The organism is Mesorhizobium sp. WSM3626 (assembly GCF_000513935.1).
In the GTDB taxonomy this organism is placed as follows: Bacteria; Pseudomonadota; Alphaproteobacteria; order Rhizobiales; family Rhizobiaceae; genus Mesorhizobium; species Mesorhizobium salmacidum.
The window spans coordinates 1-23,756 of record NZ_AZUY01000030.1; the positions used below are offsets into that span (position 1 = coordinate 1).

Consider the following 23,756-nt stretch of genomic DNA (forward strand, 5'->3'; position numbering starts at 1 on the left):
GTCGAACGCTCCTTCGCGGATGCCAAACAACTGCATGGCCACCGCTACGCCCGCTTCCGAAGTCACGTTCGCGTCGCCTGCCAGTGCCTGATTGCAGCCGCAGCGCAGAACATCAAGAAAATCGCCCTTTGCCAGTGGCCAAAGCCAAGAACCGGCTTCGCCTGAGGCCCAAGAACCACCNGGTGTGCCTCCTGCGCCATCNNGTCAAATTATCCTGACACCAAAATCGCAAATCCATTCAGTCCCATAAAACAAAACCCCGCCGAAATTCGACGGGGGTTTGTCAGCAGTCTGAAGGCGGGACTTGTCCCGCCTTTTTTGCATCCATTCTGTCGACCGCCTAGTGCAGGCGGCCGCTGGCATGGGCCAGCATGGTGTAGACCTTGCCGGTATCCGACGTGAGATAGGTCTGCGCCATGATGTTGTCGCGGTCATTGCGCGAGACATCCTTGAGCAGCTTCTCGAAATCGTCGCAATAGCGGTCGACGGCAGCGCGGAATTCTGCCTCCGCCTGGTATTTGCGGCGGATTTCGTCGAACGTCTGCTGGCCTTTCAGCGTGTAGAGCCTGCGCGTGAACACGTCACGCTCGCCACGCCGATAGCGGTTCCACAGTTCGATCGAGGCATCGTGGTCGATGGCCCGGGCGATATCGACGGACAGCGAGTTCAGCGATTCCACGACATGCAGCGGCGAACGCTGGGCAGGGGCCGGGCGCGGTGCTTCCGCGGGCGCCTGGGGGGCCGCCGGCCTGAGCTCGGCATCGTTCGACGCGGCGGTCAGCAGATCGCGCACCCAACCGCCCTGCGGCGCGCGGGCAGTGGCGTCGGCGGCACGCTGGCGCGGTGCCGCCTCCGCAGGACGCTCCAGATCGAGCGTGCCACGCAGTCCCGCGCCACCCAGCGGTGCCTGTGGCGGGCGCAGATCCGCCTGCGGCTGTGCCGGGGCACGACGGGGCGGCTCGGCGGCGCGTGCCGCCGGTGCCTGCGGCGCCGGGCGCAAGGGGCGCGGTTCCGAGGAGTCGCCACCACGACCGGATTTCGCAACGATATCCGAAAGCTCCTTCAAGGCGTTGATCTGCTCGGAAACGGCGCGGCGGATGGCCGAGGTCGATTCCTTGGCCTCTTCCGGCATCTCGATGACGCCTTTCTTGAGCTCGGCGCGGGTGAGGTCGAGTTCGCTCTTGATCGAGCCCGCCGTGCGCCGCATTTCCTCGGTCGCATCGGCGAAGCGCTTGGTTGCCGACTCGACGACATCGGTGATGGCGTTGCGGATCTTGTCGGCCGATTCCAGCGTCTTGCCTTCGGCGTTCTGCAGCGTCTGGCCCACGAGGTTTTCGAAAGAACGCATGACCCTTTCGAGATCTTCCGACTTCTTGACCAGGCCGACGGCGAGATCCTCGAGCGACGACTGTCTTTCCAGCGTGTGTTCGAGGTTGCTCTGGGCCGAGCTCAGGAGGTCGGAAGCGCCGGCGAGCAGACGGCTGTGTTCGTCGAACTTGGTGGCGATCGAGGCGACCTCGCGCAAGGTCGACGACGACAGTTCCGTCAGCCTTGTCGTGTTCGAATCGACCAGACGCGCCGAGCTGGCAAAGGTCTGTGCCGCCTTTTCGGTGGTCGCAGCGAAGCTTTGCGTACTGCCGGTCAGTCGTTGGTCGACCTCGCCGAGGTTGACCGCGGCCTGCTCGATCAGCTGACCGAGCTGCGAGCTGGATTTGGTCATGCGGCCGATGAGATCGGCGACGCTGTCGGACAGCGAAGAACGGGCGCCTTCGACCGCCGACAAAGTTTCGGCGGTACGGTTGGCGAGCGCGTTGACCAGGGTCGCATTCTCGCTACGCAGCTTCTCGGTCGCGCGTTCGGTGACCTCCTCCATGCTCTTTTGCAGTTCCGAGCCGCCCTGGGCGAAGCGCTCGACCAATGGCCGCGCGGTTTCGTCGAGGATCTTCGACATCTCGGCGGACCGCGCCGCGAGCATGGTGTTGAGTTCGCGGGTGTTGGCACCGATCGTCTTGGCGGCGTCGTTGGTGCTCTGGCCGATATGCTGGCCGACCGCGGTGAAGGTTTCCGCGATCACGTTGGCACGCGATACGAGTTGCGCCTCGGCGGTCGACACCTGCTCGTTGAGCCTCTGGCCCATCGTCTCGGCAGTGTTGGCGAGCCGGTTTTCGACGCCGGCGATCTGCTCTTCGACACGGGCGGCCGCGGCCGCCGCGCTCGACGCGAGACGCTCGTCGGCGCCGGCAAGCGCCTGTTCGATTTCGCGGGCATGCACGGCCAGTTCCTGGCCGGTCTGGCGCGCGCGATCGGCGACCCTCTGTTCGGTGCTTGCGAAGGCGCCGACAATGGTCTGCGCATGCTCGCCGATCGTCGAGGTGCTGTCGGCGATGCGCGAAACCAGGCGCTGGTCGGCGTCGTCGAAGATGCGGGCGATTTCGGACGCCCGGCTGGACAGCGCGCCTGAACCCTCTGCGATGCGCGAGACCAAATGCTGGTCGGCGGCGTCGAAGATGCGGCCGAGGTCCGACGCACGGGCGGCGAGCGCCTCGGCGGATTCGCCGATGCGCATGCCGAGCCGCTGGTCGGCGCTTTCGAAGTTGCGCAGGATGTCGCCGGCGCGGGCGGCCAGCGACTGCGCCGTTTCCACGGCCCGGGCGACGAGCTTCTGGTCGGCCGCGTCGAACGTGCCGGCAATCTCGCTTGCGCGGGCGGCCAGCTGATCGGCGGTCTCCTGGGCACGGGCGGCGAGCTTCTGGTCCGCCATGTCGAAGGTCCCTGCGATCTCGCCAGCGCGAGCGGCGAGCTGATCGGCGGTTTCATGGGCGCGGGCCAGCAGCGAGCTGGAGGTGTCGTCGGCGCGGGCGAGCAAGGCGTTCGACGTATCTTCCGCACGGGCGTGCAGGCGACGGTCGGCCTCCTCGAAGGTGCGGGCGATGTCTTCGGCCCGTGCCAGCAGGGCGGCGGACGTCTGTTCGGCGCGCTCGGCGATCTTGCGATCGGCGTCACTGAAGGCGGCACCGGCCTGCTCGTGCAGCGTGCTGGTGACTTCCAGGACCTTTTCGCGCAAGGCGCCGGCGACGAAGACCGCGCTCTTCTCGAGCACGCTGCGGACGTTATCGACGCCAGTCGACAGCGCGCGCTCCATGGTGCCGGCGCGTTCCTCGATGATGCCGGTCTGGCGGCTGAACGCCTGCTCGATCTTGTCGACATCGGCAGCAATCGCGGCGGAAATATCCGTGCTCCTGGCCGCGATCTGGTCGATGTGGCCGGACAGCGAGCGATCGACGTCCTTGCGGGTCTCGGCGAGCTTGCCAAGATCGTCTTCCAGCGCGCGGCTGAGCATATTGCGGCCTTCGGACAACTTGCCGACATGTCCAGCGATGATCTCATCGATATCGCCGCGGCTTTCGGCCAGCCTCTGCAGGTCGGCTTCGAGAGCGCGCTTGAGAATGTCGCGGCCCTCGGCGAGCTTCTCGACCTGGCCGGCGACCAGACCATCGATGCTGGATCGGCTCTCGGCCAGCTTGGCGAGATCGTCCTCCAGCGCCTTCGACAAGGTCGAACGCTCCTCGACAAGCCGTTCCGCGTGATTGTTGACGTGCCCGCTAACGGTCAGCAGGTCGGCCTCAAGCGCCTTCGACAGTGTCGAACGCTCCTGGACAAGCCGGTCCGAATGGCTGTTGACAAGGCTGTTGACGGTTTCGAGATCGGCCTCCAGTGCACGGGCGAACTGGGAGCGATCGTCGACCAGTTTCTGGGACTGGTCGGCAACGCTGTTTCTGACCGTGTTGAGATCGGCCTCCAATGCGCGGCGCAGGATGTCGCGGCCTTCGGCCAGCTTCTCGACCTGGCCGGCGACCAGCCCGTCGATGCTGGAGCGGCTTTCGGCCAGCTTGGCGAGATCGTCCTCCAGCGCTTTCGACAAGGTCGAGCGATCCTGAACCAGCCTGTTCATGTGATCGGCGATGACGCTGTTCACATTCTGCAGATCGGCTTCCAGAACGCGCGAGAGCTGTCCGCGATCCTCGGCCAGTTTGTCCGACTGGCTCGATATGACGCTCTTGATCGTGTTGAGGTCGGATTCCAGCGCACGCTTGAGGATGTCGCGGCCCTCGGCCAGCTTCTCGACCTGGCCGGCGACCAGCCCGTCGATGCTGGAACGGCTTTCGGCCAGCTTGGCGAGGTCGGCTTCAAGCGTCTGCGACAGCAGGCTGCGGTCTTCTGCCAGACGCCCGGAATGGCTGTCGATCAGGCCGCGTATGCCCGACAGGTCGCTTTCGAGCGAACGGCCGAGCTGCGAGCGGTCTTCGGCCAGTTTTGCCGAATGCGCCTCGATGAGGTTCTTGATGCCGGCAATATCGTTTTCCAGTGCCTTGGCGAGCACCGCGCGGCCCTCGGCGATCTTCTCGACCTGGCCGGCGACAAGGCCGTCTATGTCGGCGCGGCTGTCGGACAGTTTGCCGAGATCAGCTTCCAGGGCGCGCGACAGGATGTTGCGGCCTTCAGCCAGCTTTCCGACATGTCCGGCGACCATTTCATCAATGATCGTGCGAGCTTGCACCAATTTACCAGAGTCTTCGTTGAGAGCCAGAGAGAGCCGGTTGCGGCCTTCTTCCAATCGTTCGAGATGACTGCCGAGCGACGCATCGATGGCGGCGCGCGATTCGTTGACCTTGCGCAGGTCTTCTTCGAGCGCACGCGCTATCAGGCCGCGGCCTTCGGCCAGCTTCTGCACCTGGTTGGTCACGGCGGCATCGATGCCGGCGCGGCCCTCGGCGAATTTCTCCAAGTCCGCCTGCATGGCGGCCGCCATGCGCTCGCGGCTCTCGGAGAGCTTGCGGCTGTGGTTTTCGACGGCTTCCTCGATACCGACGCGCGCATCGGCAAGCCGCTGAATGTCGGCGTCGAAGGAGCGCGACACGACGTGGCGGGCTGCCTCCATGCGGCCGGCGAAATCGCTGGCGCGCGCTTCGAGCATGGATGAGGTCGAGGTGACGATGTCGGCCATGTCGGCGCCGATCTGGGTCTTGCCCTGATCGATCATGGCCGACAGCGTGTCCTTGCTCTCGGCGAAGGTGTGGGCGATTTCACGCGCACGCTCGACCAGCGTTTCGTTGATCTGGCGGGCACGGGCCTCAAGCGCGGCATTGAGCTTCTGGGTGCCGGTATCCAGCGCTTCTGCGCGGGTCTGGAACTCGCTGATCAGCGCCTGGCCCCGTTCGGCCAAGGTGCGCTCGATGCCGTTGAGGCTGGCTTCGAACTCGGAATTGAGGGTGCGTGCGGCGCCGCCGAGCAGCGACACCATGCCGGTGGTGCGGTCGTCGAGCAGGTCGGTCAAGGAACGGGTCAAGCCGTCCGTGGTGTCCGTCAGCTTGGCGATACGGGTGTCGAGCAGGCTGGCGAAAGCCTCACCGGAGGTTGAAAGCCGGTCGGTGATGTTGTCGAGGCGGCCCTCCACGGAGTCGAAGATCGACATCGAGCTTTCGTTGATGCGGTCGATCAGCGTGTCGCCGGAATTGGTGATCGTCATCGACAGTTTGGTCGACGCATTGAGGATGCTGTCGCGGATGATGTCGCTTGCCGCGCCGATTTCATCGCGCAACGTCTCGTGGGCGCCGGAGATCGAGGCGCGGACGCGTTCGGCATGGGTGACCACCGCTTCGCGTTCGCTGCCCAGTCCGTCGACCAGCGACCTGATCCGGGTTTCGTTTTCCGAATAGGAGCGCTCGATCTGGTTGACCTCGCTGTGGACCAGCGTTTCCAGTTCGACGGCACGGGCAAGGGTGCGTTCGATGCCTTCGCCCATTGCGGCCACCTCGCGGCGGACGGCCTGGCCGATCATCATGACGCGATCCTGAGCCATGTTTTCCGGCTCGGTCAGGCGGAAAGCCACTTCCGTCATCGATTGCGCGGCGATGCGCATGTCCTGGGCGCGGCGAATCATCGCCGCGAAGGCCCAGAACAGGATGACGGGCACGATTGCCGCGACGGCGAGGCCGATCAGTTCGGGGCGGGCAAAGAACTGGTCCAGCGTGCGTATCCGCCAGATGCTCGGTCCAAAAAGCAGGTTGGCCAATCCGCCGGCGCCGGCGATCCAGGCGAGCGAGACAAAGGCGATGACCCAGTAGATGGTGTTGGAGGCGCGCCTGTTCAGGCTGTGCAGAAGGGTCTTGTAATCTTTCTGGCGATCATCGTTGGCTGGGGCGAAGCCGGCGGGCTGGCCACCATTGCGCGTCTCCACCGGGCGAAGTTCGGCCGGCTTGGCCATTGGCGCGGGCTTGGCGCCCTGAGCCATTGGCGCGGGCTTGGCGCCCTGAGCCTGATTGACGACGGGCGCCGCCGGCTGCTGATTGCGTCCCTCGCGTGCCAGCTCGTCTGCGGCCTGGGATATCTGCGCTTCCAGATCTTCCATCGAAGCCGCGATATCGAGGTCGCCGCTGTCGGCGTCGCCGCTCAAGTCGAGATCGAGTGCTTTTTCGAGTTCCCTGGCTACGTCGCTGTCGAGATTTCTGGTCGTCGTTGGTTTCTTCGCCATGCCTTCGCTACCCTGTACTAGCTGCCGCGGGGGCTTATAATTCTGTTTGTCTTACCCCCGCGCAGGAGGCTGAAAATGGACCCCTCGTATCGTAATGACACAGGGGGGTAAAGAAAACATGCATTCCGCGGGATACGTAAAACTTTAAATATAAGGTTAACGCAACCGTGATTTGGGCGCCGCTTTCGCAACATTTTTCCCGGCCATTCATTAACCCGTTGTCCACTGGAATCGCCTAGTTTTTCAGGGCGGCCGAAGAAAATGGAGTTCGAGTTCATGCGTGGCGAAAGCGGCATTGCCTTCTCAATGCCCGGGGGCGACGTATCGGGAACGAGGCAGTCCCGGCCGGTCGATTTGGCACACCTTGCCCGGCAAACGATGGGCGACCGCGCCCTCGAGCAAGAGGTGCTGGCGCTATTTGTACAGCAGGCATTATCGGTGCGCGACAAAATAGTCGATGCCGACATCAAGAACCGGCTTCTGCTGGCTCACGGCTTGAAAGGGTCGGCCCGCGGCGTGGGCGCCTTTGCCATCGCCGACTGCGCCACCGATATCGAGCACCGGCCGGAGGACGTCCAGACCCTCAAGCGGCTCGGCGGGCTGATCGATGAAGTGCGCGACTTCATAGCCGCCATCAGTCGCTGATTCCGGTTTGCGACAAAAACGTCACGGAGCGCCGCTTTCGCGCGGCAGTTGACTTGTTTGCCGGAGTGATTATCTCGGGCGAAATTCCCTTTCGTCCCGGGCGAACCTCCCTTCGTCCCGGGCGAAACTCCCTTCAGGTGACAAATGACCAAACTGACCTTCATCGCCCATGACGGCACACATTTCGACGTGGATGCCGAAAACGGGTCGACGGTCATGGAAAACGCCATCCGCAACGCCGTGCCGGGCATCGAGGCGGAGTGCGGCGGCGCCTGCGCCTGCGCGACCTGCCATGTCTATGTCGACGAGGCATGGACGGCTGAAGTCGGCGAGCCCGAGGCGATGGAAGAAGACATGCTGGACTTCGCCTATGAGGTCCAGCCGAACTCGCGCCTGTCGTGCCAGATCAAGGTGCGCGACGCTCTCGACGGCCTGATCGTGCGGGTTCCCGAACGTCAGGGCTGAAATCCAGCATCGGCGATTTTTCCCGCTGACGCTTGGCAGCGGGCCAACGGTCATGCAGTCTCGCCTGGACTTTCGCAGCGAGGCGCATCATGACCGGCATCATCAGCACAGACGTCCTCATTGTCGGGGCAGGGCCGGTCGGCCTGTTCGCCGTATTCGAGCTCGGCCTGTTGGACCTGAAGTGCCATCTGATCGACATTCTCGACAAGCCCGGCGGCCAATGCGCGGAACTCTATCCGGAAAAGCCGATCTACGACATTCCCGGCTGGCCCTCGATCTCGGCGCAAGGGCTCGTTGACAAGCTGCTCGAGCAGGTTGCGCCGTTCAAGCCCGACTTCACCTACAACCGCATGGTCTCCAGCCTCGAAAAGTTGGACGACGGCGGCTTTCGCGTGACCACCGACGAGAACGAGGTGTTCGAGGCCAAGGTGGTGGTGATTGCCGCCGGCGGCGGCTCATTCCAGCCGAAGCGCCCGCCAATTCCCGGCATCGAAGCGTATGAGGGCACGAGCGTCTTCTATTCGGTCCGCCGGATGGAGGATTTTCGCAGCCATGACCTGGTCATCGTGGGCGGCGGCGATTCGGCGCTTGACTGGACGCTGAACCTGCAGCCGGTGGCAAAGAGCGTGACGCTCGTTCATCGGCGGCCAGAGTTTCGCGCGGCGCCCGACAGCGTCAACAAGATGTACGCCATGCAGGAGATGAAGCAGCTGGAATTCAGGGTCGGCCAGGTGGCCGGACTTACCGGGGCCGATGGCCAGCTGGCATCGGCCACGATCAAGGGCGGTCCGGACGGCGACATCGAGGTGTCTTGTACGCGCATGCTGCCGTTCTTCGGGCTGACCATGAAGCTCGGCCCGATCGCGGAATGGGGGCTCAATCTCCACGAGAACCTGATCCCGGTCGACACCGAGAAGTTCCAGACATCGGTGCCCGGCATTTTCGCGGTGGGCGACATCAACTGGTACCCGGGCAAGCTGAAGCTGATCCTGTCGGGTTTCCACGAGGTGGCGCTGATGGCGCAGGCCGCCAAGCGCGTCATCAGCCCCGGCGAACGCATCGTGTTCCAGTACACGACTTCGTCGACCAGCCTGCAGAAGAAGCTCGGCGTCACGGGTTAATTATTCCGCCAGGATCGGCGCCGGATCGTCGACGTGGCCTCGAAGTTCTTTCTCGGGCATCAGGGTCAGCGCGATGAGGCCCAGTCCCAGAGTGCCGGCTGCGACGAGGAAGATCATCGCGAAGGGTTCGGCCGATACGACATGTCCGGCCACCTCAACGCCTTCACCGGCCAGCGGCAATCCGAAGCCCAGAGCGACGGCGCCGAGCATCGCGACCCCCAATGCACTGCCCAGCGAACGCAGAAAGGTAAGCACCCCAGTCGCTACGCCAAGATGCATTCGGTCGACGGCGTTCTGCACGGATACGGTGGTTACCGGAAACGTCGTACCAGTTCCCAGCCCGATACAGATCGTCAGGACTTCGACGACAAGCAGCGATGCATGGCCGGCGACAAAGGCCAGCAGGCCCATGCACAGGATGGCGAAGATGACGCCGACCATGGCGATGCGCTTGTAGTGGGTGAAGCGCGGTATCAGGCGGCCGCTGGAAGCGGCGCCGCCCACGGTTCCAAGCAGTAGGCCAAGCATTGCAATGCCCGACTCGCTCGCCGTCAGGCCAAGTATCGACTGCAGATAGACAGGCAGATAGACGGCAAGGCCGACGCTGGCGGCCTGGAGCAGGAACATCGACAGAGTGCCGGCCAGGACGATCGGGTTGCTTAATACCTCAAGCGAAATGAGCGGTTCGCCCGCCCGCGTCAGCCGCAGGGCAAAGGCGCCCCAGAAAAGCGCGGAGCACGCCAGGACGCCAATGACTTCCGGCGACAACCAGGGATAGGCACTGCCGCCCCAGTTCAGCGCCAGCAGCAACAGCGCCGTGGCGACGATGAGCAGCAATGCGCCGAGACCATCGATGCTGTGATTCTTGGCCGCGATCGGCAGCTTCTTGAGCGGCTTGTTGATGATCGCCATCGCAACAAAGCCCAGCGGGATGTTGATCCAGAAGATGAGGGACCAGTGCAGATGTTCAGCAAAAGTGCCGCCCAGCAGCGGCCCGGCGACGCTGGCAACGGCCCAGGTGCCGGAAAACCACGCCGCATAGCGCGCCCGTTCGCGCGGCGGGACAAGGTCTCCGACCACGGTCTGCGTCAGCGCGAAAAGGCCGCCGCCACCGGCCCCCTGGATCGCGCGCCCCAGGATAAGGACGAACATGTTGGGGGCCAGTGCGCTGACCAGCGATCCGGCGAGAAAGATGAGGATTGCCGCATAGACGGTCGGCCGCCGTCCATGGACGTCGGAAATCTTGCCGTAGAGCGGCGCCACGGCGGTTGCGGTCAGGAGATAGCCGGTGACGATCCATGGCAGATATTCGGCATGGCCGAGCGAGCGCCCGATGGTCGGCATGGCGGGTGCGACGATGGTCTGGTCGAGGGCTGCCAGCAGCATCGACAGGAGGACGCCGCCGATGATGGCGTTCTTTTCGCTTTCGGTCAGCGGCGCGCTCGCCGCCGCCACGGTCTGCTTATCGACAGCCTGGTCCATAATTCTCGTCCATGCGCTTTGCGCTGCCGCACCGGGTCTGTCTGGTGCATCCGCGGTGCGATCGATCGTGATTCTCGTGTTTCCAGCTTGTGGCTGTAGCAACCCTGGATATGTCGTTCCGTATAGGCCTATTTCGACTAGTGCTCGAAAAAAAATCGAAACTGGCACTACGCTTCCGCCCGGTTGGCTTGCATCCAGGCCAACGGAAGCGGTGAGGAAATTCAGGTCGGCGGCGGCAATCGGCCACTTCCGATGCGCTCCATCCTGTAGCGCATCAGCCGCAGGATGCGGCTTTCGAAATTGGCGCCTTCGACAAGGTCAAACCGCACCTGATCCTTATCGTGTCTGGCTAGCTGGACCGCCGTGATCTCGGCGGCCTTGGCCTTTGCCGCATCGCAATCCTTCTGCGGATAGCTTGCCTTCAACGCGTCTTCGAGTGCACGGCCGTGGTTCTTGGCGATCTCGACATGGCGGTCTTCATGGCGCTTGATGTCGGCCGACAATGTATCCCAGAACAGCCGCACGTCGGCATCGGCTTTGCGCGGCCGGCGCCATTCGGGGAGGATCACCTTGACCTTGACGGTCACGACCGCGTCGGCGATCCGGCAGGAGCCGGACTGGCTGGCGTAGCTGATGCGTGTCGTGAAAGCCATCTGGGTGGCGCCAGGGTGGCGCGATCCCGTGCTTTTGACCTGCGGCCCGTGTTTGGCGAGTTGCTGCTCGATATCCTCCAGCGTTCTGCCGCCGATGGCGAAATAGCTGTATGTCTTCACCAGATTGGCCGCATCCGCCGGAACGGCGGCGGTAAGCAGCAGTGCGCAGAGCAGGGATCGTGTCATCATGTTGCCTCTTCTGTCACCTTGCTTTACGGCCTTTGCCGGCGCAACGGAACTGATCCGATGCGGATCACACATCGTTGATGACCTCTTGGTTGATGAGCCCATGGTTGATGCGCAATGACGGCGAGGCGATGGCAGCTGGCGCATGGGCGCCATCTCGAGCTTGGCGGCAAGGCCGTGGTGGTCGGCATCCTCAATGTCACGCCTGACAGCTTCTCCGATGGCGGCCTGTTTGATGCTCCCGAAACCGCGCTGGTCCAGGCGCGCCGCATGATCGGGGAAGGCGCCGCAATCATCGATGTCGGCGGAGAATCCACCCGGCCGGGCGCCGCCGCGATCTCGGCCACCGAGGAGCAGGCCCGTATCCTGCCGGTGATCGAGGCGCTGGCGCGTGCGGGCGACGTGCTGATCTCGGTGGACACCTATCGTGCGGACACCGCGCGGCTCGCCGTGGCCGCCGGCGCGCATATCGTCAATGATGTCTGGGGTCTGCAGCGCGAGCCCGACATTGCGCGAGTGGCGGCCGAAACCGGCGCCGGGCTCGTCATCATGCATACCGGCCGGGATCGCGAGAAGCTTCCCGACGTGATCGCGGACCAGCTGGCGTTCCTGGGGAAATCGCTGGAGATCGGGCGCGGGCAAGGTGTCGCCGACGACCAGATCGTGCTCGACCCCGGCTTTGGTTTCGCCAAGGAGACGGCGGAGGAAAACCTCGACCTGATGGCACGGTTTTCCGAGCTTGATGCACTCGGCTTCCCACTGATGGCCGGTACGTCGCGGAAGCGCTTCATCGGCACCGTCACCGGTCGCGATGCAGCCGACCGGGCAGCCGGGACGGCGGCGACCAGCGTCATTCTCCGGCTCAAGGGCGCGCATCTGTTTCGCGTCCATGATGTCGCAATCAACGTGGACGCGCTGGCCGTGGCGGATGCTATGCTGGCGCGGGAAACCGGATCGGAACGCTGAGCCATGTATGTCATCCGCATGAAGAATTGCGCCTTCTTTGCCCGGCACGGCGTGCTGGACGAGGAAGAAGCGCTCGGTCAGCGCTTCTATGTCGATGCCTCGCTCACCGTTGAGCCCGGACGCGCGCTCGTCGATGACGCCATCGCGGAAACCGTCAATTACGGCGTCGCCTTCACCGTCATTGAGGAAATCATCACCGGACACAGGCGTTTCCTGATCGAGGCCTTGGCCCTGGAAGTCGCAAAGGCTCTCACCGGGCGCTTTCCCCAGATCCGCAAAGCCGAGGTTACCGTTCGCAAGCCGAATGCCCCGGTGCCTGGCGTGCTCGATTACGTCGAGGTGACCGTTGTCTGGCCCGAGTAACACCGTCTATCTGAGCCTCGGCGGCAATCTCGGTGATCCGGCCAAGTCGATGGGGGCCGCGTTGCGCCTGCTCGACGCCGATACCGATACTGACGTGGCCGCCGTTTCTTCGCTCTACCGGACGCCGCCCTGGGGCAAGCTCGACCAGCCGGACTTCCTCAACGCGGCCGCCGAATTGTCGACACGGCTGTCGCCGCGGACATTGCTCGACCTCTGCCTCGATGCCGAGCGAAAGCTCAAACGCGTGCGCGAGGAGAGGTGGGGGCCGCGCCTGATCGACATCGACATCCTGGTGTTCGGCGACCGCATCATCCATGAAACGGGCCTGGAAGTGCCGCACCCGCGCATGCTGGAGCGTGCCTTCGTGCTGGAGCCGCTGGCCGAGATCGCGCCGGACCTTACCGTAGACGGCAAACGCGTTGTCGATCGCCTGGGCGCGGTCGATGCGGCCGGCATCGAGCGGCTGCCATCCGGCCGCGACTGGTGGCTGTCCTAGACCGGCGGTATCAGCCGGAGAAACCGCCGTCATCCAGGAACGCCTTTTCCTCAGCCGTGGTCTCGCGGCCGAGCATTCTGTTGCGGTGCGGGAAACGGCCGAAGCGCTGGATGATGTCACGATGTTCCAGCGCGTATTTCAGATTGAACTCGGCCCTGGCGGTGTGAAGTTCGACCGACAGATCCTGGTCGGCAAGGTTTTCCGAATGTTCGAACGGCAGATAAAGAAACACGCGGACTTCCGGTTCCAGCACGACATCATGGCCGGCAGCAACGGCCTTTTGCGCGAAGTGCTTTGCCAGCGGGTCGGTGGCGAACATGTGGCCGGTACCGCGAAAGCAATTGCGCGGAAACTGATCAAGCAGGATCATCAGCGCCAGCGAGCCTTCGGCATATCCTGACCAGTCGTCGTATTCACGGCGCGCGGCAGCGTAATGGAAGTCGAGGAAGCCGTCGCGGAAATCGGCATCGAAAGCGTTGTTCTTCTCGAACCACGCATCCTCGCCGGCGTCGCGCCAGAATTTGGTGACCGACAGGGCTCTGCTGTCCAGTTCCATTACCTGATTCCCCATTCAATTCGCCGGTTCGGATTTATGCAAGACGCCGGCCGTTTCCTCGTTGAGCGCCTGGCCGGGACGGCGGGGCGTGGAAAGCGGGGCCGGGATCGGCGTGCCGATATTGCCTTTCAGGAAACGCTGTCCAGAGCGGATGCCTTCGGCGAGCTGGGTCTCGAACCGGGCCGTGTCGCGGCGCCTGACGTCCTCGATCGTTTCGGCGACGTCTTCGGGATCGACGCCCAGCGCCTCGAGGGTCGAGCCACCAAAGACGAGCGCCGATTCGAAGGTTTCGCGCAGCTGATAGTCGACGCCGGCGCGGATGAGCTGCAGTGCCGTGCCGCGGTCGAACGCACGTGCCAGCACCGTAAGCAAGGGGAACTCCGCCTTGACGAGTTCGGCGATCCGGATGGCGGCGTCGGGCTTGTCGACACAGATGAGCACGGCCCGCGCGCGGCCGGCCCCGGCCGCGTGCAGGATGTCCAGCCGCGTGCCGTCGCCATAATAGACCTTGAAGCCGAAATCGGCGGCCGCCTGGATCATCTCGACATCGTTGTCGATGATCGAGACGTCGATGCCGCGCAAGAGCAGGGGTTGGCTCGCGATCTGGCCGAAGCGGCCGAAGCCGATGACCAGCACGCTGCCGGTCAGGCCGTCGGCGACTTCGACGCCGTCCAGCGACTGCTCGTCGCGCGGCGTGAAATAGCGCAAGGCAATGATCGCCAGCGGCGTCAGCACCATGGAGATGATGACGATCGCCGTCAGCGTCGCGTTTGCCTGGCCATCGATGATGCCGACGGCGGCGGCCGCGGAATAGAGCACGAAAGCGAATTCACCGCCTTGCGCCATGAAAACCGCGCGTTCCAGTGCCTCGCGGTGGCCTGATTTCAGGATGCGGGCGACGATGTAGATGCCGAAAGCCTTCATCACCATGTAGGCGACGACATAGATGGCGATCAGCTTCCAGTTCGCCGCCACCACATGCAGATCGAGCGACATGCCTACCGCAAGGAAGAACAGGCCGAGCAGGATGCCGCGGAACGGCTCGATGTCGGCTTCGAGTTGATGGCGGAAGGTCGATTCCGAGAGCAGCACGCCGGCCAGGAACGCGCCCATCGCCATCGACAGGCCGCTGAGCTGCATGGCGAGCGCCGACCCGAGTACGACCAGAAGAGCCGCGGCCGTCATCACTTCGCGCGCACGGGCATCCGCCAGGATGCGGAAGAAGGGGTTGAGCAGGTAGCGTCCCGCCACCACCAGTCCCACGATCGCGGCGAGGCCGATGCCGACCTCGGTCAGCCGCTCCGACAGGCTGGTATCGGCACCGCCGGGCGCCAGGAAAGCGATCAGGGCGAGCAGAGGCACGATCGCCAGATCCTCCAGCAGCAGGATGGAAACGATGCGTTGGCCCTTGGGCGAGGCGATTTCGCCGCGTTCCTCAAGAAGCTGCATGACGATGGCCGTCGAGGTCAGCACGAAACCGGCGCCGGCGACGAAGGATTGCGCGATCGGAAACCCGCCGGCCATGCCGACACCGGTCAGCAGCACGGCGCATACCCCGACTTGAAGCGCGCCAAGCCCAAAGATCTCGCGGCGCAGGCCCCAGAGCCGCGACGGCTGCATTTCCAGGCCGATGATGAACAGGAACATGACGACGCCGAGTTCGGCGACATGGAGGATGGCTCCCGATTCAGAAAAGACACCGATGCCGAATGGGCCGATCACCACGCCGGCGGCCAGGTAACCGAGAATCGAACCGAGACCGATGCGCTTGAAGATCGGGACGGCCACCACACCCGCCGCCAGCAGAGCCACCACCTGAATGAGATCGCTGCCTGATGCTTCCGCTGCCATGCCTCTTGTCCCTGTGTCCGACATCACTCCTTGCATGCAGTTGGAGCGGGAGGCAAGGGCGGGGAGCCTGCCAGGACGGGTAGGGTGCCGTTGAAGCGATTCCCCTGGTGGAACAACGGTCTCCGCTTGCCTGTCGGACGATTGGTGTCTATGTAAGCCCGATGCTTGACTATTCGTCCCGGCCGGGTTCTCCGCCTCACATCCCGATGGATGCGCTCAGCGAAGTTTTACGGGACTTTCGCTTGAGTGGAGTCAATTATGGCCGCTGCGAACTCCGACATCCTTGGAGCATAGAATTTCCGCAACAGTCGCTGCTGCGTTTTCACTTTGTTGGTCAGGGTCCATGCTGGATTCATACCGAAGCGCAAGGCTGGCAGGAGTTGCGCGATGGCGATCTGGTGCTGTTGCCGCAAGGTATCGCCCATCGGCTGGCGAGTGCGCCGGACGTCGTGGGCGACTCGCTCGAGGGTTGCCAGGTGACCAAGTTGGGGGGCAACGTCTGCGAAGTGGTGCGGGAAGGAACGGGCGCGGCAAGCACCCTTTTCTGCGGCTCCATGGCCTTGGGTGTCTGTGCGCTAAACCCGTTGATTACGTTGATGCCGCCTATCATCAAGGGTTGCGACGTGGCCGGCAATGACCCGGTCGTTGGTCCCTTGCTGGCGGCTATGACTGCCGAAGCCGCGCAACCGCAGATGGGCAGCGCCACCATCTTGTCTCGGATGGCGGACTTGCTGACAGCCCGGCTCATTCGCTGCTGGGTCAATTGCACGGGGGCTTCGACCACCGGTTGGCTCGCGGCCATCCGCGACCCTCATATTGGCCGCGCTCTGGCAGCCATGCACAGGGACCCCGGCCATAACTGGACGCTCGAAAGCCTCGCCGGCCTGGCAGGCCAATCTCGCTCGATTTTCGCGGAGCGCTTCAGTGCCGTATTGGGAGAAGGCGCGGCACGCTATCTCGCCCGTCTGCGCATGCAGCTTGCCCGCGAGTTGTTGGGACAAAACGGCCTGTCGGTGGCCGAGGTTGCTACCCGCTTGGGCTATGATTCCGAGGCATCCTTCGCTCGCGCCTTCAAGCGCATCACCAATGTCTCACCGGGCGTTGTGCGTCGCACAATTCCCGGACGAATAGACATGAATTTCGGATTTTGAGATACATGTCATCCGAAAAGACTCGTTTATGAAGATCTCCAAACCTTGGAGATCCTTCCGTGACTGATACAACATTACAACTTGAAGACGCGGCGATTGACCTTGATGCCGCCGCGCCGGCCACATGGAGCGCGACCACATGGTTCGCGGTCCTTTCGTTGGCGGCCACCAGCTTTGCGCTGGTGTCCGCCGAATTCCTGCCGGCAGGTCTGTTGACGCCGATGGCGCGCGATCTCGGCATCAGCGAGGGGACGGCCGGGCAGGTGGTCACCGCCACCGCTTCCGTCGGCGCCGTGACGGCCATGTTGAGCAATGTCCTCATCGGCCGATTGAACCGCAAGACGGTGCTTGTCGGCCTCATGGCCTTGGCGGTCGGTTCCAACATTCTTGCGGCGCTGGCGCCCAATTTCTGGCTGTTATTGTTGGGCCGGGCCGGGCTGGGGATCGCTCTCAGCGCTTTCTGGGCACTTTCGGTAGCCGTCGTGGCGAGGCTGGTGGGTGCCAATGCGACGGGGCGGGGCATGGCTATCGTTACCCTCGGCGTCTCGCTCGCAACAATTGCCGCACCGTCGATGGGCGCGTTGATCAGCGACTGGCTGGGTTGGCGCAGCGCCATGGCGATGACGGCGGGATTGGCCTTGATCGCCATGCTGCTGCAGTTACTCAGCCTGCCGACCTTGCCTGCAACGGCAAGCAATAGTCTTGCAGACGTCCTTCGGCTGACACGGCGGCGTGGCATTCAACTCGGTATGCTTGCTATCCTTTTGCTGATGACGGGGCATTTTGCCGGCTCGGTCTATGTACGTCCGTTTCTCGAACACGTGACGCTCCTTGCGACCGGGCCAATTGCCCTGGCGTTGCTCGGATTTGGCATCGCGGCTGTGATCGGCAATATTGCCGGTGGCCGCATGGCCGACGCCAATATCCACGTGGCTCTCGTGGTTACGGCCGCATTGATGGCGTTCGCGGCGCTGGCATTGGTGCTTTGGGGCGTGCACATCGGCGTTGCCTTTGGCTTCGCCACGCTATGGGGCTTCGCCTTCGGCATGGCGCCGGTGGTGCTGCCGACAAATCTGTCTCGCGCGGCGCCGGACGCGCTGGAAGCAGCGGGCAGCCTGATGGTCGCGTCCTTTCAGGTCGCCATCACCATCGGCGCGGTTGTCGGCGGTTATGTTGTGGACACTTATGGCCCGACAGCGCCTTTGACTGCGACTGCCATCCTTGCCGCATCGACGGCCGTCTTGGCGCTGCTACAACCGCGCAGCTGAACTTTGCCGCCACCGACACAGCAGCCTGAATCCGGCCGTTGGCAATGTTGCAGGCGCGTTACACAAGTTGACGTCGGTAACGCGTTGCTTGTTGCCGCAATCGAAGGCTAAGCACGCTCGGCTTCGGCCATTGGGGGTGAGCGGCGATCATGTCCCACCCTTTTGAGGAGATGACTGACATGAAGAAGCTTTTGCTCGTTGCCGTCGGGCTGGCGGTGCTTGCCGGTTCCGCCTGTTCGAAGGCGCCGGAATGCACGACCGAGATGGCGACCAAGAAGGCGCAGGACATGGCCGCCGCGCTGCAGGAGGCGATCACCAAGGACCCCTCCAAGGCGGCTGACCTGACCGCCAAGGTCCAGGCGGTGACGACCAAATATCAGGGCTCCACGACGCTGGCCGACGCCTGCAAGGCGTATGACGAGGTGACCGCCGCGATCAAGGGCTGACGCCCGACTGTTTCAAAGGAGGCGGTGGCGATGGGCTGCCGCCTCTTTGGTTTTTTGGGGTGTATTCGAGCAATTCCAGGAAAGTGTGAAGCGATTTTCGTCGCTCAGTTCGGCGCGATGGAGCCGACTTCGACGGCATCGACCCGCTTAAGACTCATGCCGATGACCGGCACCAACTGGTCCTGAACGCGCACGGCGATCGTCACCGTCATCGAATTGTCGTCGGGAATACGTGCCTGCATGACGCCGCGCAGTTGGTTGCGGTTGATGGTGAAGACAACCTTGCGGGCGTCGACGACATTGCCGCCGATGATATCGAGGCCGGCACCGGCCGCGCCACCCATGAAGGAACCCTTGTAGTCGCGGCCCTTGCGCTCGATCTTGGCCGACATCGGCTGGGTGAACATGCCGACCCGGCAACCGCCGTCAAGCGTCATGCCCATCTTGCCGTCGGGGGTGGCGCCGGTGAAGCTGCAGTTGAATTTCGTGCCCTTGTACTTGCCGGCGACGATTTCGCCGGGGCCGATCCACTTGCCTTCGGCCGACTGGAAAAACTGCTTGTCCGGCTCTCCGGCGCAGGCCCCGGAGGCAATACCGGCGACCGCTGTGATCGCCGCCGCCAGGGGCAGGATGCTGGACAGAATTACGCTTTTCATAGACGACACCCGGCAACAACGAGACTGTTTGAAACCGGTTTGACCATGAAGAAGATTGGTTAATGCTTCGTCACCGGGAGTCTTCGAAACCACAATCCGAGCACCGTCCCAAAGAGCCGGACGCTATTTGGCGGAGCCGCCTGTTTCGGCGTCTTTCTTGGTCGCGAATGATGTCAGCGCGGCGAGAAAATCGCCCAGTCCCGGGCGCTTGGCGGCGCTGAAGGGCAGGGGGCGCGCCGTCTCCATCGCGGCGATGCCGATGCGCGCCGTCATCATGCCGTTGACGACGCCCTCGCCGAGCTTTGCCGAGAGGCGCGCCGCCAGGCCGTGGCCGACGATCTGTTGGACAAAGCTGTCGCCGATGGCAATCGAGCCGGTGACCGCCAGATGCGCCAGCACACTGCGCGCCAGATGGAAGAAACCTAGCGTTCCGGGCCGTCCGCCATAGAGTTCCGACAGCCGGCGGATGAGGCGCCCGGCCTCGAAGACGACATAGGCGACATCGACGAGCGCGCGCGGGCTCACCGCCGTCACCAGCGAGACCCGCTTGGCGGCCTCGAGAATCATTACCTTGGCCCTGACATCGAGGGGACCGAGGATTTCCGCTTCCGCCAGGCGCACCAGATTGGCGCCGTCGATGATCTCGCCGCGCAATTCGGCCAGCGCGCGCCGGCCAGCCGCGGTCTCGGGTTTGGCCGCGACAAAGGCCGACAGTTCATCGACCACCGCGCGTGCCGCCTTCGGATCGTCACGCGTGATGGCATCGAGCGCGCGCTTCTGCAGCTTTTCGACCTCGGCGAGGCGGGCGATCGCAAGGAATTCGCGAATCAGGATCGTAAGAAGCGCCAGCAGCGCAATCGCCGCCATGCCGGCGGCCAGCCAGCCCAGCCATTCGGCGCGGGCAAAGAGATCGTGTATCAACTGGTCGGTCCACAGGCCGACAGCCAGCGAAACCAGCACGCCGAAGGCGCCGAAGAAGATGCTGCCGAGAACCGAGCGCTTTCTGGGGGCGACCGCCGGCGGTGGCTCGGCGGCAATAATGTCCGGTTCGTCGAAAACGTCGACCTCCGCCGGGATGACCAGCGCCACATCGGCCTTCATCGGGCGCGGTTTGCGCGGCGGTTCGGCCTGGCGCGCTTGTGGCGCGTCTTCTTTCGGCGCTGCTTCCGGCCCGATGCGGAATGCCGCCGGTTTGCGGGGCGCGGTCATGCCAGATGGTCTCCGATCAGGAAGTGCAAGGCGCGGTCGAGCCTGATATGCGGCAGCGACAGCGTGACACCTTCGGCCGTGCGTTCGAGTTTCGGCGGACGGAACCGGACGAAGCGGATTGCCGGGTCCGCGGAGTCCTGCCTGTGGTCCGACCCCGAAAGGTCGAAAACAGCATCAATATTTTCCGGTAAATCACCAGGAAATATAGCTGTTTCCGTCTTTCCATCGAATGTTTCGCCATTGATCTTCTCGCCGGCGATCGGCGTGCCGATAATAACAGGCAATGTCTCGCGGCCTTGTTTTACGGTGCCCTCGCGGGTTGCGCGCACCGCCGCCATGGCGACCACGTCGACATCGGCGCCGGTGAAATTCGCCCGCGCCACGGCGCGGTCAGCCAGGCGCCGCACGATGGCCTGCAGCCGCTCATGACTTTCGTGGTGCAGATGATCGGCCTTGGTCGCTGCGACCAGGATGCGGTCGATACGCCGGGAGAAAAGGTCGGTGAGGAAGCTGCCCCGGCCAGGACGGAAACAGCTCAGGATCTCGGTGACGGCGCGCTCCAGGTCGGCCATTGCACCTGGCCCGGCGTTCAGCGCCTGCATGGCGTCGATGAGCACGATCTGGCGGTCCAGACGCGTGATATGCTCGCGGAAGAACGGTTTGACGACATGCGTCTTGTAGGCCTCGTAGCGGCGTTCCATCATGGCGTGCAGCGAGCCGTTGCGCGCGCGCCTGTCTCCGAGGCCTGCCAGCGGCGCGAAGGTCAGCGCGGGAGAGCCTTCGAGGTCGCCGGGCATCAGGAAACGGCCGGGCGGCAGGGTCGAAAGCGCCCGCTCGTCGAGCTTGCATGCCTTGAGATAGGCGGCGAAGCTATCAGCCAGCCGGCGTGCCGTCATTTCGTCGGCGTCGGCATTCGGGTCGATTTCCGCTGAGATCGCTCGCCAGGCCCGCGAAAGGTCCTCGCGCACCGGCAGCGTGGCCATTTCGAGGGCTTCGCGCGAAAAATCGGCGAAGGATTTGCCGAGCAGCGGCAGGTCGAGCAGCCATTCGCCGGGGTAATCGACAATGTCGACCGACAGTTTGCCTGACGAAAACATGCGGTTCCAGCCGGAGGCCGATTCATATTCGATCGTCAGCCGCAGTTCCGAAATGGCGCGGGTCGAGTCCGGCCAGACGCGATCGTTGATCAGAGCGGCGATGTGGTCCTCGTACTGAAAACGCGGCACGGCATCGTCGGGCTGCTGTTCGAGGAAGGCGCGCGCGATCCGCCCTGATTTTTGCGCCTCGAAGAGCGGCAGGCGTCCGCCGTGGATCAGATTGTGGACGAAGGCCGAGATGAAGACGGTCTTGCCCGCGCGGGAGAGACCCGTGACACCCAGACGCAGCGATGGAGAAAAAAGTCCGGTGGCACGTCCCGACAAAGTGTCGAGGGCAATTCTTGCCTCGTCGGTGAAGGTGGTCAGCGATGATGCCAAAATATGCTCTCTCGGACTTGCGTCCGTCCGATATAGGCGCTGGAACCAGGCTTTGAAATGGTGCTGGAAATCGGCATCAGAGATCGGCAGGTGTCAGGAACGCTTCGAGATAACCCGCTCCCTGGGCCGCTTTCGCCAGATTGCCGGGGAAACGGACGACGGCGAGACCCGAGGTCGGAAAGCCATGATTGAGCATCGCCCGCTCCGTCTCGCCACCATCGCCCGAAACCGCCATGGCGAGATCCTCAGTCATCGGGTTGTGGCCTATGACCAGCAATGACCCGGGTCCGCCATGATCCCGGACGAGCCGGAGATAGCCGGCCGCGTCTTCGCTGTAGAGCGTGTCGAAAAACAGCACCTTGCCTGTGTCGGTCTGGCCAGCCAGTCCCTCGAGCGTTTCCCTGGCGCGTTTGGCGTTGGAGCACAGCGTCAGGTCCGGAACATAGGAGCGGGATCGCATCGCGGTCCCCATCTTTTCGGCATCGGCGCGGCCGGATGCGTCGAGTGGACGATCGAAATCACGCATGCCTGGCAAGGCCCAGCCGGCCTTGGCGTGTCGCAACAGATAAAGCCTGCTCACACAACCTCCAATGACCCCCGAAAAGCCGAAGTCCTGCCGCGATTAGCCACGAGAAAAGCGTCGCGCACAATGGTGCGCGTTCTTCAGCGCGGCGAATCACCTGGGCGATCGGCGAGGATCGTCGTACTTTCGCCATCAAAACAGATTTATCCCGCTCCGGCGAAGGCCGAAGACACACTTTAACAATTGCGTGAGTCGGCGGTTGATTGCGCTTGTGCAGGCGTCTGGCGGCGAATATATAAGCGCCAAATTTGGGGCTGTTGGGTGAGTCGAATGAACGACATCGTTACCGCCGATTACGTACCCTCCGAAGACGAGCCGTTCATGAACGAACGGCAGAAATCCTACTTCCGCTCGAAGCTCGTCACCTGGAAAAATGACATCTTGCGCGAAGCGCGCGAAACACTCGAAATCCTGCAGCAGGAAAACGCCAACCATCCCGACCTCGCCGACCGCGCCTCTTCGGAAACCGACCGCGCCATCGAGCTCAGGGCCCGCGACCGTCAGCGGAAGCTCATCTCAAAGATTGATTCGGCGCTGCAGCGCATCGACGAAGGCACTTATGGCTATTGCGAGGAGACCGGTGAGCCGATCGCGTTGAAGCGGCTCGACGCGCGCCCGATCGCTACCTTGTCGATCGAAGCGCAGGAGCGGCATGAGCGCCGTGAAAAAGTCTATCGCGACGACTGACAGATCGCCTCTGCATTAATTTCCAAATGGCCGGTTCTCCGGCCATTTTTGTTCGATGTCGCCGCGCACTTTAACTGGCCAAGCGCGCTTGAATGTCGACTGGTTCGATTCACCGGCAGGCGGCCCGGGGCGCAAATCATCTCTTCTGGCTCGAGAGTTCGCCCAAAAGCCTGGTCATTTCATCGTCGAGCGACGGCGGTGCCTTGGCTGCCGGTTTGTCGGCCGGCCCGCCGGACCGGGGTTGGTCCAGCGAAACTTCGAGTTCCTTCATCAGCGTGTCGTCGATGCTGTCCTGCCTCGGCGGCGGCGGTGGCGCCTGCCTGGCGGCATTGGCGTTGGCTGAGCCATAGGCAGGCAGCGGCGTGACATTGGTCGACTGATAGGGCTGTGCCGCTGGTTTCGGTGTGGGAGCCGGGGCCGGTGGCGGCGCTGCCGGGCGCTGCCGGGCGGATCCTGCCACAGGCTGCGGAGCGGGTGCTTGTCTGGGAGGCGCGGGAGCGGTCTGCGGCGGCCGCGGCTTCGCGGCCGGCGTCGCGGCCGCCGGGACTGGCTGCAGGCCGCCATCTCCGGTCAACGCAGGACGACGCGGCGCGGCGAGGCGGATGTCGCGTTCGACAACAACGTCGGTCGGGCCGCCGATCAGGAGCAGATGTTCGATGTCGTCGCGTCGCACCAGCACCAGTCGGCGATGGCTGTCGACGGCGGTGGCGTCCATGACAGCGAGCCGCGTCTTGCGGTTGCGGCCCCCCGCGACAAACGTGCCGAAGGTCAGGTTGCGCACGAGCCTGACGATGATGAGAACGATGACCAGCAGGATCAGCGCCGCGAAGGTCCACAGGAGTGCCGCCGCATAACCGGGACCCGCCACGCTATCCAGCCACTGCATTGGTTTCCCCTGATCGGTTTTGGAAAGTGACGCGACACTAGACCGTTGCGACTGGCCACCGCAAGTTGCCTTTCACGCA

21 protein-coding genes are annotated in these 23,756 nt (G+C 63.6%); 11 read left to right on the forward strand and 10 right to left on the reverse strand.

Annotated elements, in window-relative coordinates; genetic code table 11:
- The coding region (locus tag M653_RS01000000133100) for a transposase (RefSeq protein WP_051442751.1) at positions 1–165 on the forward strand (165 nt) is incomplete at its 5' end.
- A 175-nt stretch (positions 166–340) separates the two neighbouring features.
- Here M653_RS01000000133100 and M653_RS0119895 read toward each other — a convergent pair.
- Positions 341–6,532, reverse strand: a complete 6,192-nt coding sequence (locus tag M653_RS0119895; RefSeq protein ID WP_027144908.1) for a kinesin — start codon at positions 6,530–6,532, stop codon at positions 341–343.
- A 276-nt stretch (positions 6,533–6,808) separates the two neighbouring features.
- Between M653_RS0119895 and M653_RS0119900 the strand changes: the two genes are divergently transcribed.
- The 3 genes from M653_RS0119900 (at position 6,809) to M653_RS0119910 (ending at position 8,763) form a co-directional block, all read left to right on the forward strand.
- Positions 6,809–7,177, forward strand: coding sequence for an Hpt domain-containing protein (locus tag M653_RS0119900; protein WP_027144909.1), 369 nt, complete (start codon positions 6,809–6,811; stop codon positions 7,175–7,177).
- 144 nt (positions 7,178–7,321) lie between these two features.
- Entirely contained in the window at positions 7,322–7,642 is a 321-nt protein-coding gene (locus tag M653_RS0119905) for a 2Fe-2S iron-sulfur cluster-binding protein (RefSeq protein ID WP_027144910.1), read from the forward strand.
- Between the two features lie 89 nt (positions 7,643–7,731).
- Positions 7,732–8,763 (forward strand): NAD(P)/FAD-dependent oxidoreductase, encoded by a 1,032-nt coding sequence (locus M653_RS0119910; protein WP_027144911.1) that lies wholly within the window; start codon positions 7,732–7,734, stop codon positions 8,761–8,763.
- On the opposite strand, the gene M653_RS0119915 is transcribed toward M653_RS0119910, so the two are convergent.
- The gene (locus M653_RS0119915) at positions 8,764–10,245 is read right to left on the reverse strand and encodes an MDR family MFS transporter (RefSeq protein ID WP_027144912.1); all 1,482 of its coding nucleotides are present in this window, start codon (positions 10,243–10,245) and stop codon (positions 8,764–8,766) included.
- 221 nt (positions 10,246–10,466) lie between these two features.
- On the reverse strand, positions 10,467–11,087 hold the full coding sequence (locus M653_RS0119920) for a DUF922 domain-containing protein (protein WP_027144913.1): 621 nt from the start codon (positions 11,085–11,087) through the stop codon (positions 10,467–10,469).
- Between the two features lie 114 nt (positions 11,088–11,201).
- Here M653_RS0119920 and folP point away from each other — a divergent pair, with 114 nt between their 5' ends.
- From folP to folK, 3 genes are read left to right on the forward strand one after another with little or no spacing between them, the layout of a single operon-like run.
- Entirely contained in the window at positions 11,202–12,050 is an 849-nt protein-coding gene (gene folP / locus M653_RS0119925; protein WP_027144914.1) for a dihydropteroate synthase, read from the forward strand.
- Between the two features lie 3 nt (positions 12,051–12,053).
- Positions 12,054–12,413 (forward strand): dihydroneopterin aldolase, encoded by a 360-nt coding sequence (gene folB, locus M653_RS0119930; protein ID WP_027144915.1) that lies wholly within the window; start codon positions 12,054–12,056, stop codon positions 12,411–12,413.
- Positions 12,397–12,909: a 2-amino-4-hydroxy-6-hydroxymethyldihydropteridine diphosphokinase gene (gene folK, locus M653_RS0119935; RefSeq protein WP_027144916.1), complete on the forward strand. Its 513-nt coding sequence runs from the start codon at positions 12,397–12,399 to the stop codon at positions 12,907–12,909. Before folB ends, folK begins: the two co-directional genes overlap by 17 nt.
- A gap of 10 nt (positions 12,910–12,919) precedes the next feature.
- Here folK and M653_RS0119940 read toward each other — a convergent pair whose 3' ends face one another.
- A complete protein-coding gene (locus M653_RS0119940) occupies positions 12,920–13,465 on the reverse strand; it encodes a DUF924 family protein (RefSeq protein ID WP_027144917.1) in 546 nt (181 codons plus the stop codon).
- A 15-nt stretch (positions 13,466–13,480) separates the two neighbouring features.
- Positions 13,481–15,316, reverse strand: coding sequence for a monovalent cation:proton antiporter-2 (CPA2) family protein (locus M653_RS0119945; RefSeq protein ID WP_027144918.1), 1,836 nt, complete (start codon positions 15,314–15,316; stop codon positions 13,481–13,483).
- 161 nt (positions 15,317–15,477) lie between these two features.
- Here M653_RS0119945 and M653_RS0119950 point away from each other — a divergent pair, with 161 nt between their 5' ends.
- The 3 genes from M653_RS0119950 to M653_RS0119960 all read left to right on the forward strand — a co-directional run bounded on the left by M653_RS0119950 (position 15,478) and on the right by M653_RS0119960 (position 18,181).
- Positions 15,478–16,467, forward strand: a complete 990-nt coding sequence (locus tag M653_RS0119950) for an AraC family transcriptional regulator (protein WP_027144919.1) — start codon at positions 15,478–15,480, stop codon at positions 16,465–16,467.
- Positions 16,468–16,526: 59 nt separating this feature from the next.
- Entirely contained in the window at positions 16,527–17,735 is a 1,209-nt protein-coding gene (locus M653_RS0119955) for an MFS transporter (RefSeq protein ID WP_027144920.1), read from the forward strand.
- A gap of 179 nt (positions 17,736–17,914) precedes the next feature.
- A complete protein-coding gene (locus M653_RS0119960) occupies positions 17,915–18,181 on the forward strand; it encodes a hypothetical protein (RefSeq protein WP_027144921.1) in 267 nt (88 codons plus the stop codon).
- A 104-nt stretch (positions 18,182–18,285) separates the two neighbouring features.
- Here the strand turns inward: M653_RS0119960 and M653_RS0119965 are convergent, their stop codons facing one another.
- From M653_RS0119965 to M653_RS0119980, 4 genes are all read right to left on the reverse strand, one after another.
- Positions 18,286–18,837 (reverse strand): hypothetical protein, encoded by a 552-nt coding sequence (locus tag M653_RS0119965; RefSeq protein WP_027144922.1) that lies wholly within the window; start codon positions 18,835–18,837, stop codon positions 18,286–18,288.
- Positions 18,838–18,960: 123 nt separating this feature from the next.
- Entirely contained in the window at positions 18,961–20,046 is a 1,086-nt protein-coding gene (locus M653_RS0119970; protein WP_027144923.1) for a TIGR01620 family protein, read from the reverse strand.
- Positions 20,043–21,521, reverse strand: coding sequence for a YcjX family protein (locus M653_RS0119975; protein ID WP_027144924.1), 1,479 nt, complete (start codon positions 21,519–21,521; stop codon positions 20,043–20,045). The genes M653_RS0119970 and M653_RS0119975 overlap by 4 nt, the downstream gene beginning before the upstream one ends.
- Before the next feature lie 76 nt (positions 21,522–21,597).
- Positions 21,598–22,101, reverse strand: a complete 504-nt coding sequence (locus tag M653_RS0119980; RefSeq protein WP_027144925.1) for a histidine phosphatase family protein — start codon at positions 22,099–22,101, stop codon at positions 21,598–21,600.
- Between the two features lie 273 nt (positions 22,102–22,374).
- On the opposite strand from M653_RS0119980, the gene dksA reads away from it, so the two are divergent.
- A complete protein-coding gene (gene dksA, locus M653_RS0119985) occupies positions 22,375–22,791 on the forward strand; it encodes an RNA polymerase-binding protein DksA (protein WP_027144926.1) in 417 nt (138 codons plus the stop codon).
- A gap of 136 nt (positions 22,792–22,927) precedes the next feature.
- Here the strand turns inward: dksA and M653_RS0119990 are convergent, their stop codons facing one another.
- Positions 22,928–23,677 (reverse strand): flagellar biosynthetic protein FliO, encoded by a 750-nt coding sequence (locus M653_RS0119990; RefSeq protein ID WP_027144927.1) that lies wholly within the window; start codon positions 23,675–23,677, stop codon positions 22,928–22,930.
- Positions 23,678–23,756: the final 79 nt, after the last annotated feature.

Bases quoted from the DNA above. Each gene is read 5' to 3' on its own strand.
- M653_RS0119895 (WP_027144908.1), bottom strand. From the start codon at position 6,532: ATGGCGAAGAAACCAACGACGACCAGAAATCTCGACAGCGACGTAGCC.
- M653_RS0119900 (WP_027144909.1), top strand. From the start codon at position 6,809: ATGCGTGGCGAAAGCGGCATTGCCTTCTCAATGCCCGGGGGCGACGTA.
- M653_RS0119905 (WP_027144910.1), top strand. From the start codon at position 7,322: ATGACCAAACTGACCTTCATCGCCCATGACGGCACACATTTCGACGTG.
- M653_RS0119910 (WP_027144911.1), top strand. From the start codon at position 7,732: ATGACCGGCATCATCAGCACAGACGTCCTCATTGTCGGGGCAGGGCCG.
- M653_RS0119915 (WP_027144912.1), bottom strand. From the start codon at position 10,245: ATGGACCAGGCTGTCGATAAGCAGACCGTGGCGGCGGCGAGCGCGCCG.
- M653_RS0119920 (WP_027144913.1), bottom strand. From the start codon at position 11,087: ATGATGACACGATCCCTGCTCTGCGCACTGCTGCTTACCGCCGCCGTT.
- folP (WP_027144914.1), top strand. From the start codon at position 11,202: ATGACGGCGAGGCGATGGCAGCTGGCGCATGGGCGCCATCTCGAGCTT.
- folB (WP_027144915.1), top strand. From the start codon at position 12,054: ATGTATGTCATCCGCATGAAGAATTGCGCCTTCTTTGCCCGGCACGGC.
- M653_RS0119940 (WP_027144917.1), bottom strand. From the start codon at position 13,465: ATGGAACTGGACAGCAGAGCCCTGTCGGTCACCAAATTCTGGCGCGAC.
- M653_RS0119945 (WP_027144918.1), bottom strand. From the start codon at position 15,316: ATGGCAGCGGAAGCATCAGGCAGCGATCTCATTCAGGTGGTGGCTCTG.
- M653_RS0119950 (WP_027144919.1), top strand. From the start codon at position 15,478: ATGCTTGACTATTCGTCCCGGCCGGGTTCTCCGCCTCACATCCCGATG.
- M653_RS0119960 (WP_027144921.1), top strand. From the start codon at position 17,915: ATGAAGAAGCTTTTGCTCGTTGCCGTCGGGCTGGCGGTGCTTGCCGGT.
- M653_RS0119965 (WP_027144922.1), bottom strand. From the start codon at position 18,837: ATGAAAAGCGTAATTCTGTCCAGCATCCTGCCCCTGGCGGCGGCGATC.
- M653_RS0119970 (WP_027144923.1), bottom strand. From the start codon at position 20,046: ATGACCGCGCCCCGCAAACCGGCGGCATTCCGCATCGGGCCGGAAGCA.
- dksA (WP_027144926.1), top strand. From the start codon at position 22,375: ATGAACGACATCGTTACCGCCGATTACGTACCCTCCGAAGACGAGCCG.
- M653_RS0119990 (WP_027144927.1), bottom strand. From the start codon at position 23,677: ATGCAGTGGCTGGATAGCGTGGCGGGTCCCGGTTATGCGGCGGCACTC.